This window comes from Aquimarina sp. MMG015 (genome assembly GCF_018100855.1).
Taxonomy (GTDB): Bacteria; Bacteroidota; Bacteroidia; order Flavobacteriales; family Flavobacteriaceae; genus Aquimarina; species Aquimarina latercula.
Window position 1 is genome coordinate 565,272 of record NZ_JAGJEB010000001.1, and the last position, 16,091, is coordinate 581,362.

General features: G+C 33.6%; 10 protein-coding genes. 9 read left to right on the plus strand and 1 reads right to left on the minus strand.

All coding sequences use genetic code 11. From position 1 onward, the window contains the following. The first annotated feature begins 14 nt into the window (after window positions 1-14). The 4 genes from glmS to J8L88_RS02440 all read left to right on the plus strand — a co-directional run bounded on the left by glmS (window position 15) and on the right by J8L88_RS02440 (window position 9,458). A complete protein-coding gene (glmS, locus tag J8L88_RS02425) occupies window positions 15-1,862 on the plus strand; it encodes a glutamine--fructose-6-phosphate transaminase (isomerizing) (protein WP_211059842.1) in 1,848 nt (615 codons plus the stop codon). A 202-nt stretch (window positions 1,863-2,064) separates the two neighbouring features. Beyond that, on the plus strand, window positions 2,065-4,740 hold the full coding sequence (locus J8L88_RS02430; protein ID WP_211059843.1) for a TonB-dependent receptor: 2,676 nt from the start codon (window positions 2,065-2,067) through the stop codon (window positions 4,738-4,740). A gap of 332 nt (window positions 4,741-5,072) precedes the next feature. Then, window positions 5,073-7,838 (plus strand): TonB-dependent receptor domain-containing protein, encoded by a 2,766-nt coding sequence (locus tag J8L88_RS02435; protein ID WP_027394764.1) that lies wholly within the window; start codon window positions 5,073-5,075, stop codon window positions 7,836-7,838. 33 nt (window positions 7,839-7,871) lie between these two features. Beyond that, on the plus strand, window positions 7,872-9,458 hold the full coding sequence (locus J8L88_RS02440) for a G-D-S-L family lipolytic protein (RefSeq protein WP_211059844.1): 1,587 nt from the start codon (window positions 7,872-7,874) through the stop codon (window positions 9,456-9,458). Between the two features lie 57 nt (window positions 9,459-9,515). Here the strand turns inward: J8L88_RS02440 and J8L88_RS02445 are convergent, their stop codons facing one another. Further along, window positions 9,516-10,790 (minus strand): sterol desaturase family protein, encoded by a 1,275-nt coding sequence (locus J8L88_RS02445; RefSeq protein ID WP_211059845.1) that lies wholly within the window; start codon window positions 10,788-10,790, stop codon window positions 9,516-9,518. A 264-nt stretch (window positions 10,791-11,054) separates the two neighbouring features. Between J8L88_RS02445 and atpD the strand changes: the two genes are divergently transcribed. From atpD to J8L88_RS02470, 5 genes are all read left to right on the plus strand, one after another. Beyond that, entirely contained in the window at window positions 11,055-12,563 is a 1,509-nt protein-coding gene (gene atpD / locus J8L88_RS02450) for a F0F1 ATP synthase subunit beta (RefSeq protein ID WP_027394767.1), read from the plus strand. A gap of 86 nt (window positions 12,564-12,649) precedes the next feature. After that, complete coding sequence (locus J8L88_RS02455; protein WP_027394768.1) at window positions 12,650-12,925, plus strand: F0F1 ATP synthase subunit epsilon; 276 nt, start codon at window positions 12,650-12,652, stop codon at window positions 12,923-12,925. A 76-nt stretch (window positions 12,926-13,001) separates the two neighbouring features. Further along, window positions 13,002-13,814 carry a LytTR family DNA-binding domain-containing protein gene (locus J8L88_RS02460; RefSeq protein ID WP_211059846.1) on the plus strand — a complete coding sequence of 271 codons (813 nt, stop codon included), beginning with the start codon at window positions 13,002-13,004 and terminating at the stop codon, window positions 13,812-13,814. Window positions 13,815-13,944: 130 nt separating this feature from the next. Further along, window positions 13,945-14,802 (plus strand): alpha/beta hydrolase, encoded by an 858-nt coding sequence (locus J8L88_RS02465; RefSeq protein ID WP_211059847.1) that lies wholly within the window; start codon window positions 13,945-13,947, stop codon window positions 14,800-14,802. A gap of 153 nt (window positions 14,803-14,955) precedes the next feature. Next, window positions 14,956-15,957, plus strand: a complete 1,002-nt coding sequence (locus J8L88_RS02470; RefSeq protein ID WP_211059848.1) for a hypothetical protein — start codon at window positions 14,956-14,958, stop codon at window positions 15,955-15,957. Window positions 15,958-16,091: the final 134 nt, after the last annotated feature.

Below are 16,091 nucleotides of genomic sequence, written 5' to 3' on the forward strand. Positions count from 1 at the left end.
AAAAAAATTAAACCATGTGTGGAATAGTAGGGTATATAGGTCATAGGGAGGCTTATCCAATTGTGTTAAAAGGATTAAAGAGATTAGAATATAGAGGGTACGATTCAGCAGGAATCGCTCTGTACGATGGAGAGGATATTAAATTATCTAAAACCAAAGGTAAAGTTGCTGATCTGGAAGAAAGATTAGTGGACGAAATTTCTACTAATGGGAGTGTTGGTATTGGCCATACAAGATGGGCTACTCATGGAGTGCCAAATGATGTGAATTCTCATCCGCATTATTCCAATTCTGGTGATTTGGTAATCATTCATAATGGTATTATTGAAAATTATGAATCTCTTAGAAAGGAATTAATAAATAGAGGATATACTTTTACATCAGAAACAGATACAGAAGTATTAGTAAACCTGATAGAAGATGTAAAAACTAAAGAGGGTGTAAAATTAGGAAAAGCAGTTCAGATTGCTTTAAACCAAACAGTGGGGGCGTATGCAATTGCTGTTTTTGATAAAAGAAAACCAGACGAAATTGTTGTGGCTAGATTAGGAAGTCCCTTAGCTATAGGAGTTGGAGAAGATGAGTTTTTCATTGCATCGGATGCATCCCCATTTATAGAGTATACAAACAATGCTATATATCTTGAAGATGGCGAGATGGCAATAGTTCGTAGAAAAAAAGGTATAAAAGTAAGAAAAATAAAGGATGATAGTCTAGTTGATCCTTATCTTCAGGAGTTGCAAATTAATTTAGAGCAAATTGAAAAAGGTGGTTACGATCATTTTATGCTTAAAGAGATTTATGAGCAACCAAGTGCAATTAGCGACACATATAGAGGTAGGATAAGAGTTGCTGAAGGGATTATTAAAATGGCAGGAATTGATGATAATTTGGCTAAATTATTAAATGCCAAACGTATTATTATCATTGCATGCGGAACCTCATGGCATGCTGGTCTTGTAGCGGAATATATTTTCGAAGAGTTAGTACGAATTCCAGTGGAGGTAGAATACGCTTCTGAGTTTAGATATAGAAATCCAGTAATCCATCAAGATGATGTTGTTATAGCAATATCCCAAAGTGGAGAAACAGCTGATACTATGGCTGCTATTAAATTAGCCAAAGAAAGAGGGGCTTTTGTTTTTGGAGTTTGTAATGTGGTAGGATCTTCTATTTCTAGAGAGACCCATGCAGGTGCATATACTCATGCAGGACCTGAGATAGGTGTTGCTTCCACAAAAGCATTTACCACTCAGATTACCGTACTTTCTTTAATTGCGCTAAAATTAGCAGAAAGAAAAGGAACTATTTCTAATAGTGACTTCCATTATTATCTTCAGGAGTTAGAGCGCGTTCCAGAAAAAGTAAAGATTGCTTTAGAGTCCAATGAACATATAAAATTAATTGCAGATACGTACAAAGACGCTAAGAATTTCTTGTATTTAGGAAGAGGATATAATTTTCCAGTAGCTTTAGAAGGTGCTTTGAAATTAAAAGAAATTTCATATATCCACGCAGAGGGATATCCTGCTGCAGAAATGAAACACGGTCCTATAGCATTAATTGATGAGCAGATGCCAGTGGTAGTGATTGCAACTAAAAAAGGGCATTATGATAAGGTTGTTAGTAATATTCAAGAAATTAAATCTAGAAAAGGAAAGATTATTGGAATCGTAACTGAGGGTGATGAGACTGTAAAAGGACTTGCGGATCATGTAATTGAGATACCAGAAACTATTGAGTTTTTGACTCCCTTACTGACTACAATACCACTTCAATTATTGTCATATCATATTGCAGTTATGTTGGATAAGAATGTAGATCAGCCAAGAAATTTGGCAAAATCTGTAACCGTAGAGTAGTAGATGTAAATAGACGAAATACATATTTTAAATGCAAAAAAGTACGATATATCGTACTTTTTTGCATTTAATCGATAAAAACTAATGCAAAAATTGTTATTTGACAACTTTTTTTAGTAGTTTCGCGGCCGAAATTATAAAGATTTCGTTTTTACAAATTTAAGTTGCCCCAACAAACTTAAGCCTTAAAAATAACCTATTTATGAAAAAAATTACTTTTATAATAGCGCTATTTACATGCGTTATTAGTAATGCTCAAACTGCAATTAGCGGTAGAGTAGTTGATGAATTTAATCAACCAATTCCAGGAGCCAATATCTCGTTGAAAGGAGATGCAATAGGAACAGTTACAGATTTTGACGGCCTTTTTACGTTAAAAGTAACAAAAAAACCACCTTTTACAATTATAGCAAGTAGTATTGGATATGAAGCTAGTTCTGTAGAGGTAACTTCAGAATCAGAAGAAGTGGTTATAGTTCTAACGGAAGGTAACGTTCTTGATTTGATAGTAATATCGGCTTCCAGAGCACCAGAACGTTTATTTGAATCACCAGTAAGTATTGAAAGATTTGGTGTTAAAGAAATTAAAAACACACCATCTGTTGATTTCTATGATGGTTTGGAGAATTTAAAAGGAGTAGATGTAAATACAAATAGTTTAACTTTTAAGTCTATTAATACCAGAGGTTTTGCTTCTTTTACGAATACTCGTTTTGTTCAATTAATTGATGGAATGGATAATACTTCTCCATCGTTAAATTTCGCATTAGGAAACCTTATCGGAATGAATGAGTTGGATGTGGAAAATGTCGAGCTTCTTCCTGGAGCCTCTTCTGCATTATATGGAGCGAATGCCTTTAACGGTATTTTATTTATGACTAGTAAAAGTCCTTTCGAGAAGCAAGGTATTAGTGCTTATGCTAAAGGAGGTATTACATCTCAGGATGCTGCGGGTAATAATGAATTTTATGATGTAGGTGTAAGAGTAGCTCATGCTTTTACAGATAATTTTGCAGCTAAGGCAAACTTTTCATATTTAAATGGTACAGATTGGTTTGCAGTAAGTCGAGATAATATAGAAAACCCGGGATTAAGTAGAGAATTAGATCCTGCTTATAATGGATTAAATGTATATGGTGATGAGGTAAGAGCACTTCTTCCTGGAGCAGGAGTTGTTACCAGAACTGGATATAATGAATCTGATCTTACTGATTACAACGCTGAAAGTATTAAGTTTGACGGAGCGGTTCATTACAAACCTTTTAATGATGATTTTGAGATTATTTATGCAGGTAAATTAGGAAAAGGACAAACGATTTTTCAAGATTCAAACAGGTTTTCTTTAAAAGATTTCTTTTTTCAGCAACATAAATTAGAGGTAAGAAATGATAACTTCTTTGTAAGAGGATATATTTCTGCAGAAGATGCTGGAGATACTTACGATTTAAGATTTACTGGTATTAATATTAACAGAAGCTGGAAAAGCGATGAAGATTGGTTCGGAGAGTACGCGACTACATTTGCAACGGCAGTGGGTACGGATCAGGAAAGACATCAAGCTGCAAGAGCTTTTGCAGATAGAGATCGATTAGAACCTGGCTCAGTTGGTTTTGAAAGTGCTTTTAATGAAGTAACTAGTACTCCAGATTTTCAAACGGGATCAAGATTTAAATCTAAAACGGAGTTAAGACATGTAGATGCTAATTATAATTTAGGTCATATCACAAATAATTTTGCTGATATCCAAGTTGGAGGATCGTTTAGAGAGTATTCCTTAAACTCTGCTGGTACGTTTTATACTGATTTTGATGGAGCAATTAACTACTCAGAAATTGGTGTGTATTCACAAATTCAGAAAAAATTATTAGACGATAGATTAAAGTTAACAGGGTCGGTTCGTTATGATAAGTCACAATTATTTGATGGTAACTTCTCTCCAAGATTTTCAATAGGATATACGCTTGGTAAGAATAGAAATCGTAATCTTCGTGCTTCTATCCAAACAGGTTTTAGAAATCCAACTACTCAGGATTTATATTTGGGACTTGATATTGGTGAGGGAGCAATTGTAGGTTCTGCACCGGATAATTTAGATCGTTTTACAAGGACAATAAATGGTACGGCGATAACAGGTCGTGCAGCTTATGAAAATTCGTATACCGCAGAATCTGTAGAAGCATTTATCAGGTCTGGTGGAACTGCAGATTTAGAAATCGCTAATCCAGATATTGTACAGCCAGAAAGAGTAACAGCTATTGAAATAGGATATAGAGCGGATTTTGGTAAATTTTTATTAGATCTAAGTGGTTACTATAATATGTATGAAGATTTTATTTCTACAATTGATGTAGTTAGCCCTTTAGCTGGGGACGTAGGTACTCCAGAAGCTGAAGGAGCAATCGGAACAGGAAACTTCGCAGGTTTTCAAGCGATTACTAATTCTGATGTAGATATTAACTCTTATGGTGCTGTATTAGGTGTTAGTGCTAAAGTATTTGGAGATTTTGATTTAGGTGCAAGTTATACCTATGCTAAACAAGATTTTGATCAAAATGAAGATCCAGGTTTTAGAACGAATTTTAACACACCTGAGCATAAGGTGAAATTAAATTTCGGACATGATAATTTATTTAGAAATTTTGGTTTCAATACAGCTGTTAAATGGAGTGAAGAGTATGTTTGGGAATCTGCATTTGCTGTAGGTGATGTTCCATCATTTACTGTTTTTGATGCGCAGGTTAATTATAGAATACCATCATTAAAAACTACTCTTAAGCTTGGTGGAACTAATATAGGAGGTAGTGAGTATTTTACTGCGGTGGGAACTGCTCCAATTGGTTCACTATATTACTTTGGATTGACAATTAATAATTTCTAGTTCAAATGAATACATTAGTGATAATAATGTAATTGACTTTTGATAAAGCATCTGTAAATCAGTTGTTTGTTAATTAAAAATAAGATTATTAGGAAGCCTGTCTTGATTTTAAGACAGGCTTTTTTATGGATAAAAACAAAATAACATCATTAAATAATTGAGCACTATTTAATGATGTTATTTTATTTGAAAATCAATTATTAAAGAAACAAATAATGAAATAATCAAAATATGAGTATTAAGTTTATGAAAAACACATGATTTTAACTTTTTTTTAAAGAATTGACAAAAAAACGTATATTGTTGTCATAACATAAAAACTAATTTAGGATATGAGGACAATTACGTTAGTGATAATGCTTTTTTTAGGCATTATTTCTACTGCACAAACAACAATTAGTGGAAAGGTCGTTGATGATAATAATCAACCAATTCCTGGAGCGAACATTGCTTTACAAGGGGCTTCTGTAGGTACTGTTACCGATTTTGATGGATTATTTACATTAACACTGGAGGAAACCCCTCCTTTTACTATTATAGTAAGTAGTGTTGGTTTTGAGTCTATAAATGTAGATATTACATCTAGCTCAAATGATTTAACGATTACTTTAAAAGAAGGAACAGAATTAGATGAAGTTATTATCTCTGCTTCTAGAACACCCGAAAGAGTGTTTGAATCTCCAGTGAGCGTAGAGCGTTTTGGTATTAAGAAAATAAAAACTACACCAGCTGCTGATTTTTATGACGGTTTAGAGAATTTAAAAGGTGTTGATATTAATACTAATAGTCTGACGTTTAAATCTGTAAATACTAGGGGATTTGCGGATTTTGCTAATACTAGGTTTGTGCAGTTGGTAGATGGAATGGATAATTCTGCTCCTGCATTAAATTTTGTTCTTGGTAATCTATTAGGGATGACAGAATTGGATGTAAATAGTATAGAATTACTTCCTGGGGCATCTTCTGCATTATATGGAGCGAACGCTTTTAATGGAATATTGTTTATGACCAGTAAAAATCCTTTTGATCATCAAGGAATAAGTGCATATTTTAAAGGAGGTATTACTTCTCAAGATGCTTCAGGGGATAACGAGTATTATGATTATGGAATTAGAATTGCGCACGCATTTTCTGATAAGTTTGCTGCAAAAGCTAATTTCTCGTACTTAAGAGGTACAGATTGGTTTGCAACGAGTGAAGTAAGTGTGTCGGATGATAATATTACAGGTACTAGATTAGATCCTAATTATGATGGGCTTAATGTTTATGGAGATGAAGTAAGTACTAATATCAGAGGAGTTGGTGTGGCTTTAGTAAATCTTGGAGTGTTACCAGCTGGAGCAGAGAATTTATTACCTAATGAAGAAGTAAGTAGAACTGGTTATTTAGAAAGTGATCTAAATAATTACAACGCGGAAAGTATCAAGTTTGATGCGGCTTTACATTATCGTCCTTTTGCAGATGATTTCGAAATTATTTATTTAGGAAAAGTTGGTCGGGGAACGACGATTTACCAAGGAGCAAACAGGTACTCTATTCGTAATTTTTTCTTACAACAACATAAATTAGAGATCAAAAATGATAACTTTTTTATTAGAGGATATATTACAGATGAAGATGCAGGAGATTCCTATGATTCTAGATTTACAGGAATTAATATAAATAGACTATGGAAAGATGACTTAACTTGGTTTGGAGAATATGCGGGGGCATTTGCCCAAGCAACTCTTGCTGGTCAGTTGCCAGAACAAGCGCATTTAATCGCTAGACAAACGGCAGACACAGGAAGATTATTACCGGGAACACCAGAATTTGAAAGTGCATTTAATACAGTGACTACAGACCCTGATCTTGCTACAGGATCTAAATTTCAGGATGAGAGTCAATTGAGACATGTAGACGTTAATTACAATTTTAGTCATATTACAAAGAGCTTTGCAGACATTCAAGTAGGAGGGTCATTTAGAGAGTATAAGTTGAATTCTGCAGGTACTATATTTACCGATTTCGATGGTCCAATTCGTTATTCGGAATTTGGAGTTTATACACAGATCCAAAAGAAGTTAATTGATGATAGATTAAAAATAACAGGATCAATAAGATATGATAAATCCGAACTATTCGACGGAAACTTTTCTCCAAGATTATCTTTAGGATATACTGCTGGTGCTGATAGAAATCATAATATTCGTCTATCTGCGCAAACTGGCTTTAGAAATCCAACAACGCAGGATTTGTTTATAGGACTTAATGTTGGGAGAGCAATTCTTGTAGGATCTGCTTCGGAAAACTTGGATAGAGATGTTAGAACTTTTGATCTAAGTGGTGATGGTCAGTTATTAACTGGAAGTAGCACTGCAGACGTAGTTGGAAGGCAAGCTTATGAGAATTCATTTTCTTTAAACTCTGTGTTAGCAGGCACTCCTACAGTTTCAAATGTTGATTTAGTAGAGCCTGAAAAAGTTGTTGCGGTAGAGCTTGGATACCGAGGTAAGATTGATAAGTTTATAATTGATTTAAGTGGTTATTACAACCTTTACACTGATTTTATTTCTACAGAGAATGTCTTAGTTCCTCTTTATGGAGAGGTAGGAGATGGAACATTATCTCTTGCGGCTCTACAAAATGGCGATACAGAGGTATATCAGGCGTACACTAATTCTGATGTAGATATTAAGTCATTTGGAGGAACCATTGGAGTCGATACTAAGGTATTTGGTAATTTTGATATAGGTGTTAATTATACATTTACAAAGCAAGATTTTGATGAAAATGAAGATCCTGATTTTAGAACAAATTTTAATACTCCAGAACATAAAGTAAAGGCATCTTTTGGTAATACGAGATTATTTAAAAATTTTGGATTCAATACTAGTTGGACTTGGAGTGATTCTTATTTCTGGGAAGCTTCTTTTGGTGACGGAGATGTTCCGTCTTTTAATGTTGTGAATGCACAAATTAATTATACTATTCCTAAATTAAAAGCAACAATAAAAGGAGGTGCTACCAATATCCTAGGAGACGAGTACTTTACTGCTTTTGGTACTGGATTTATTGGATCTCAATATTATATCGGGGTATCTATAAATAATTTGTAAAATAATATAAACGATTTTAAGAAATAATAGATTATGAATATTCAATATAAATGGTTATTAATCTTAATAGTTTTTGGGATTATAGCTTGCGAATCAGATGATGATTCTGCAACCACAGAAGAAGTGGTACTGACTTCTGGAACAGCCGATTTTTCTACCTATATTGCACTAGGAAACTCCTTGACTGCTGGCTTTACAGATGGAGCTTTATTTATTGAGGCACAAGAAAATTCTATGCCCAATATTCTGGCGCAACAATTTGCGTTGGTAGGAGGAGGAACATTTACCCAACCTTTAATGAGTGATAATATTGGTGGCTTTCTTTTTGGTGGTATGCCAATGGCGAATGGTAGTTTTGGACCTAGATTATATTTTTATAGTGATGTTAATCCAGATGATGACTTTGGTTCTGGACCTTATCCTTTGGGGATTGTTCCTGATATGTTAGACTTTACACCAGAAACGCCAGGAACAGAGGCTACAACAAATCTTGGTTCGAGCTTTAACAATATGGGAGTTCCTGGGGCTAAAAGTTTTCATTTATTAGCTAATGGATATGGTAATGCAGCTGGTTTAGCTTTAAACCCACCACTTGCGAATCCGTATTTTGTACGTATGGCATCAGAGCCAAATGCATCTGTAATAGAAGATGCGATGGATCAAAACCCTACGTTTTTCTCTTTATGGATCGGAAATAATGATGTGTTAGGATATGCATTAAGTGGAGGGGATGGAACAGATCCTATTACAGATAGCGGTACATTTGATGGTGCATATAATGCATTGATAGCTAGCTTGACATCTGGCGGAGCAAAAGGTGTAATCGCAAATATTCCAGATGTGACATCAATTGCTCATTTTACAACAGTACCACATAATCCAGTTCCATTAGATGCGGCAACTGCTGGTTTTTTAAATAGTGCTGGTGCTTATGGGGCATATAATGGTGGATTAGATGCAACTTTAGCTTTTTTAACTGCTAACCCAGCAACTCTAGGTGCTCTTTTTCCTCCTACCTCAGATATGACTTCTTTAGAATTAGCAACAGCTGAAGTAGCGAGAAGAAAAATTACCTTCAGTGAAGGTGAAGGCAATGCCGTTGTAATTATAGATGAAGATTTAACTGATTTAACGTCTATAAACGCAGCTCTTACGAATATGCGTCAAGCAACGGCGGAAGATTTATTAGTTTTAACTGCATCTTCTTTTATTGGTACAGAAGCTATTCCTGGAAATCCACAAACAGTAAATGGAGTAGCAATTCCTTTAGCGGATAGATGGGTGTTGACTCCAGAAGAACAAGAGACGATAGCTATAGCAACAGCAGGGTTTAATAATACAATTTCTGCTGCTGCGACACAAGCAGGACTAGCATTGGTAGATGCTAATGCTTTATTGGTAGAAGTTGCTTCTACAGGAATTACTTTTGATGATTTTCTTATACAGGATGATCTAGTATTTGGTGGAGCATTTTCATTAGATGGAGTGCATCCTACAGCTCGTGGATATGCTCTCCTTGCGAATGAAACTATCAAAGCAATTAATGCAACTTATGGTTCTAATTTGCCAATGGTAAAAGCGGTAGATTATCCTACGTTTTATTCGCCGATGTTACAATAGAATTCAAATGTTTTAAATAGAAAGCCAATAAAGAAATATTCTTCTTTATTGGCTTCTTTACATTGTAGGTCTACTTGTTCTAGTAACATACTTTCTTTCGATAAATTGAAAGTAAATTGATATTATAAATGATGAAATAATATATATGAATATTATAGTTGTCATTCCTGATAGTATTGCATCAATTCCAAACCAATTACCTTGTTTAGCAATGAAATATATCCCAAGGCTAAGTTTTATAAATTCTACGTAAATAGAAATAATGTTTCTGTCCATTAAGGAAGTATATGCGAATATCGAAACAACTAAAAAGATTGCGTAGTTTATAATTTCTATAAAGTCAAGATCACCAAAGCTTATTAATAAGTAATATAGTAGCGCTATGGTAATTATTAATTGTATCCAAGACCATATTTTTAGTAATAATGAGCTCTCTGTTTGATACTTTTCTCTTGTATAAGGGTCAGTAATGAATTTAATAGGATATTTTTCTTTAACATCTTCTGGTCTCCAACCAGTTGGCATATACCAAATTCTAATTTTATCAAAAGTATTTTTAGTTCTCCAAGCATCTTTAAGTATGCCCCAAACATGTATGAAATTAATTAGAAACGGATTCCAGGTATTTACTTGTTTTTTGACACCATATACCGGTGGTTTCTCAAGAATCTCTTCTTGAAATGTTCCGAAAATCTTATCCCAAAAAATAAAAATTTGAGAATAGTTCTTGTCAAGATACTCATCATTTATTGCGTGGTGAACTCTATGGTGTGATGGAGTAACAATGATATGTTCTAAAAGGCCCATTTTATTTATTAAGCGAGTATGATACCAAAATTGCGCGAATAAATGTATCGGAGCAACAAGAGCTACAACGCTTGCAGGGATGCCTAATAAGGCTAATGGTATATAGAGAAAGAAATAAATAGAAACTATAGCAGAAATACTTTGACGAAGCGCACATGCCAAGTTAAATTCTTCACTACTATGATGTATAATGTGTCTATTCCAAAATAGATTTATAGTGTGATTAAAACGGTGAGACCAATACCCTACAAAATCTAACCCTATAAATGTTAAGATATATACTAAAAGAGAAGATTCGATCTTAATTAATGCAATATGAGCTACCATCCAATCATAACTAATAATAATTACTGCTAGACCTGTTAAACTTCTTAAACTATCCGTAATACCAGAACTAATACTAGAAATGGTGTCCATAGATTGGTTTACCTGAACTCCTTTCCATCTACCGATTAAATACTCTATAAAAATTAAAACTATGAAACCTGGAATAGCATAAGTTAACGCTTCGGCATATGTTTCCATAGTTTAAAAAAATTAGAAATAGACTTTATGTTTGTAGGAAAATTACAATTTTATGATTTTAAAATCAAATAAAACGGTACTAAAATCAATACTTTTTAGACGGTATATAAACTTTAGATTTCAACATTGAAAAAACAAAATAAAAGAGGCTATTTTATTCATTTTAAAAGCCTATATTTGCAGCCTGAAAAAAGGTCGTATTCGATACATTCGGAAAAAGGGTCTTTTTAAATAGTTAAATACTAAACATTAAATAGTTATATAATGTCTCAAGTTACGGGTAAAGTATCACAAATTGTAGGTCCGGTTATAGACGTAGCATTCGCTGCCGGTACTGAATTACCAAAAATTTACGATTCGTTAGAAATTAATAAAGTAGACGGTACCAAGTTGGTGTTAGAGATTCAGTCTCACATTGGTGAAGATACTGTTCGTACTATTGCGATGGATTCCAGTGATGGATTAAGCAGAGGAATGGAAGCTGTTGGAACAGGAGCTCCAATTCAGATGCCTATCGGAGGAGATGTATACGGACGTCTATTTAATGTAATTGGTGACGCAATTGATGGTTTAGGAGATCTTCCTAAAGCAGGAGATAGTGGTCTTCCTATCCACCGTCAAGCACCAAAATTTGAAGATTTATCAACTTCTACAGAAGTTTTATTTACAGGTATTAAAGTAATTGATCTTATCGAGCCTTATGCAAAAGGAGGTAAAATTGGATTATTTGGAGGTGCTGGAGTAGGTAAAACAGTATTGATCCAAGAGTTGATTAACAATATAGCAAAAGGTCACGGTGGTCTTTCTGTATTCGCTGGAGTAGGAGAAAGAACTCGTGAAGGAAATGATTTACTTCGTGAGATGTTAGAGTCAGGAATTATCAAATATGGTGATGACTTTATGCATTCTATGGAAGAAGGAGGATGGGATCTTTCTAAGGTTGATAAAGAAGTAATGAAAGAATCTAAAGCTACTTTCGTATTCGGACAGATGAATGAGCCACCAGGAGCACGTGCTCGTGTTGCACTTTCTGGTCTTACGATAGCAGAATATTTTCGTGATGGAGCTGGAGATGGACAAGGAAAAGATGTACTTTTCTTCGTAGATAACATCTTCCGTTTTACACAAGCAGGTTCTGAGGTGTCAGCACTTCTAGGTCGTATGCCATCAGCGGTAGGGTATCAGCCAACACTAGCTACAGAGATGGGTGTGATGCAGGAGCGTATTACTTCTACTAAGAAAGGATCTATTACATCTGTACAGGCAGTTTATGTACCTGCGGATGATTTAACGGATCCAGCACCGGCAACAACATTTGCTCACTTAGATGCAACAACCGTATTATCTCGTAAGATTGCTGAGCTTGGTATTTACCCAGCGGTAGATCCATTAGATTCTACATCAAGAATTCTTACAGCCGATATATTAGGTGATGAACACTATAATTGTGCACAAAGAGTAAAAGAGCTTTTACAACGTTATAAAGAATTACAAGATATTATTGCTATCCTTGGTATGGAAGAATTATCTGAAGAAGATAAGTTAGCGGTAGGACGTGCACGTCGTGTACAACGTTTCTTATCTCAGCCATTCCACGTAGCAGAACAGTTTACAGGTATCCCAGGATGTTTAGTAGATATTAAAGATACTATTAAGGCATTTACGATGATTATGGACGGTGAATTAGATCACTTACCAGAAGCAGCGTTTAACCTTAAAGGAACAATCGAAGAAGCTATCGAAGCTGGTGAGAAAATGTTAGCTGAAGCATAAATTAGTATAGAGAAGTTAGTACTGAAGTAGTGAGAGTGATTTTTCTCCTTATGTGCTAATTACTCAATACTCAATACTTATAAAATATGTATTTAGAAATAGTAACTCCAGAAGCAGTTTTATTTAGTGGCGAGGTAACTTCTGTTGCTGTGCCAGGTGTGAACGGAGAATTTCAGATGTTGGATAATCACGCACCAATAGTTTCTTTATTAGGAAAAGGAAATGTGAAAGTGTATGGAGATATGAATCTAGAAGAAGAAGTAGCAGAGAAGTTTTCTAAAGAAAATGGAGTTACACTTCTTTCTATCAATTCTGGAACTATCGAAATGAAAGATAACAAAGTAATCGTTTTAGCTGACTAAATGTATTTTTATTAGTTATTACAATTCTAAAGATTATTATATTTAATCCCTGTTATATACTAACAGGGATTTTTTTATGTTTTTTAATAAGTCTTTTCCATATTCTACGTCCTTTAGGGATCATTTACTGATTGCGACTATTTTAAGTTTTCTGGTAGTTTTTATACTAATTTTTTTACAGCCTTTTGGAGCAGGTAATTTTAATAACCCATATAAGAATCTTTATTTTATAGGATATGGTATTATCTCGTTGATAGTCTATATTGCTCTTTATTTTTCATCAAGTTGGTACTACGTTAGTAATAAAACATGGAAATGGAAAGAGGAGTTAGTATTTAGTTTTCTCTACGTTTCATTAGCTATTATTATTGCTTTTTTCTATACAGAACTATTTATAAATAAGAAACCAGAACATATTTATCTTGATTTTTTTGTGACTTGGTTTAGATTAATGTTTTTTGGTTTTGGAATAATTTTATCTATAGTATCTATGTTTGTAAGAAACTACTATGGAAAAACTAATGAGAGTGAAAAAGAAATTAATAAGGATTCTGATAAAGCAGTCTTGCTAAAAAGCTCTTTGAAAAAGGAATCTTTTTTGGTGGTATTAGCAAAAGTTATCTATGTTAAGTCAGAAGATAATTACGTGAACATTTATTATGAAGAAGATCAAAAGATAAAGAAGAAAGTAATGCGTAACACACTTTCTTCGGTATTTGATCAATTAGAAAGTATGATTAGAGTCCATAGATCGTATATTATTAATCCGAGTTATATTTCTTCATTAGAAGGTAATGCGCAGAATGGTAAAGTGCGTTTGGATAATATAGAAGAAGTCATTCCTGTGTCTAAAACTTATTTTGATGAGGTAAAATCCCATATGAATTGACCCCAGAAAAGTAAAATTTCACCACAAAAAATATTTCTCTACCACAGAAAGTATGTAATCATCACATTCTTTTTTTTGTGTGTAGTATAGCACGTTTATTTGAATCATTAAACGATTAGAAATATTACAAATGAAGACATTTATTAAAGCAGGAAAGATAGTTATCGCAGCAACAGTTCTCTTGATAGTTGGGAGTATACTATACATCAGATTTTCTAGATATACTGATGCAATGATTTATCACACCAATGGATTAGAATATGAAAGTTTTGAAACCTCTATGAATCATTCAGAGTACTATTTTGAAATTGATCAGAATACTCAATTACATGGAGTTCTTTTTAAACCGAAGACTCAGGATCCAATAGCTACTATTATTCATTATTCTGGTAAGGGTATGCATTTAATGGCATCCCAAAAGTATTATGAGATTTTAACGAAAAAAGGATTTCAAGTATTTAGTTTCGAACGTAGGAATTTTGGAAGATCTACTGGAGTAGCTGATAATTCATTAATGCTAAAAGAAGATGCTTTGTATGTATTTGATAAGATCATAGTTGATGAGAATATGACAGAAAAACCAATAGTGATTTGGGGGCAATCATTGGGAGGATCATTTGCTATAATGAATGCAGCAGAGCGCAGTGATAAAATAGCTGGAGTAATTGTAGAGGGTACGTTTAATTCGTTTCCTGATATAGGAAAAGTATATGCCAAAGCAATAAACTTAGAAAACTTCAAATGGATGATACCATTGTTAATGAATAATGATTTTCCTGCTGAAAAGGAAATAAAAAAGATAAGTAAGCCAGTAATCATTATCCATAGTGATACTGATGAACAGGTTCCTTATGAGTTGGGGAAGAAGCTTTATGAAGCTTCAAATAAAACAAATACTCAGTTTTGGGAGATTAAAGGAAAGCATATTAAAGCGATATTTGATTATGAAGATGAATATGTTCAAAGGTTTATGGATGTAATAAATTGACTAGATGTTTTTTTGTTAAGTAATTTTTAAAGAAAGATAACATTCATAACTTTTGATCAATGTTAGTTTCATAAAGTCTTAAAGTTGAACTAAACCAAACTAAGAATTACAGTATTATTTTTAGTGTTTAACTAACTTTTAAATTACCAAAACATGAAAAAAAATCTTGCACTTTTAGTTTTAATTACAATCTTTTGTGGATGTGAATCAAATGAGGATATCTACCTTTTTGACGAGAAATTACCAGAAAATAAAAACTCTAATTTCTATTTGGATTTAGCTTATCAGCATGCTCCGGTACATTATCAAGATGTAGATCGCACAGGTTCTCATGGTTTAAGTGGAAAAGCAGATTATATTACTCGTTATGACTTCGATGGTGACCTTAATGCTAAAAATAATTGGGATAATATAGCTAATTCTTCCAGAAAAGGAAACGCTGTGGGATATTATTCTGTGGTAGAAACAAGTACGCATTACTTTATTACGTATGCTTTTTTTCACCCTAGAGATTGGACGGATATATGGTTTTTGTATCATTTTGATGAACATGAAAATGATCTGGAAGGAGTGCTTACTATAGTTAAAAAAGATACCTCTACTTATGGTAAAGCGATCGGAGTGGTAACGGTGTTTCATTCGGATTTTTATTCATACAAAGCTTCTAATTCTGGGTTAACCAATGGAAATGAAAGCATAGATGGAACTTTGACTACACAAAATCATAACGGAGTTAGTCGATTTAAAACTTCTGCCGAGGCAAAAGGTCATGGTGTCAAAGCACACGCAAAACAACAACCGGGAGGAAGCGATTATGTAGTATATTTTCCAAGTAAAACTACTAGCGAATACCCATCCGATATTTATGATAGAAACGTAAAATATAAATTAGTTAATATATTTGAAAATGGAGGTATGTGGGATCAGCGTTTTAATACTAATCTTTTTAGTAATGCTAAATCATTTCAGAAATCCTATGGTAATGGAAGCGCCAATGCACCTTGGAATTGGGATGATAAAAATGACGGAGGCAATCAAGGTTTATTAGCAGGAGGTATTGCATATTATCCTGCGCATTTAGTGGATGAATATTTTAATGGACTAGGAAGTTTTAGTAAAACTTATATCTACAATCCATACTTGGGGATAGAATAATCAAAAATAATGTTGAATGTATATAGAGGAGCCAAAGCATAGATGTACTTGGCTCCTTTTTTATATTATAATTGATTAAAAATTAGATTATAGTAAGAATTTTGTATAAAATTATGTTAAAGAGATATTTGTAG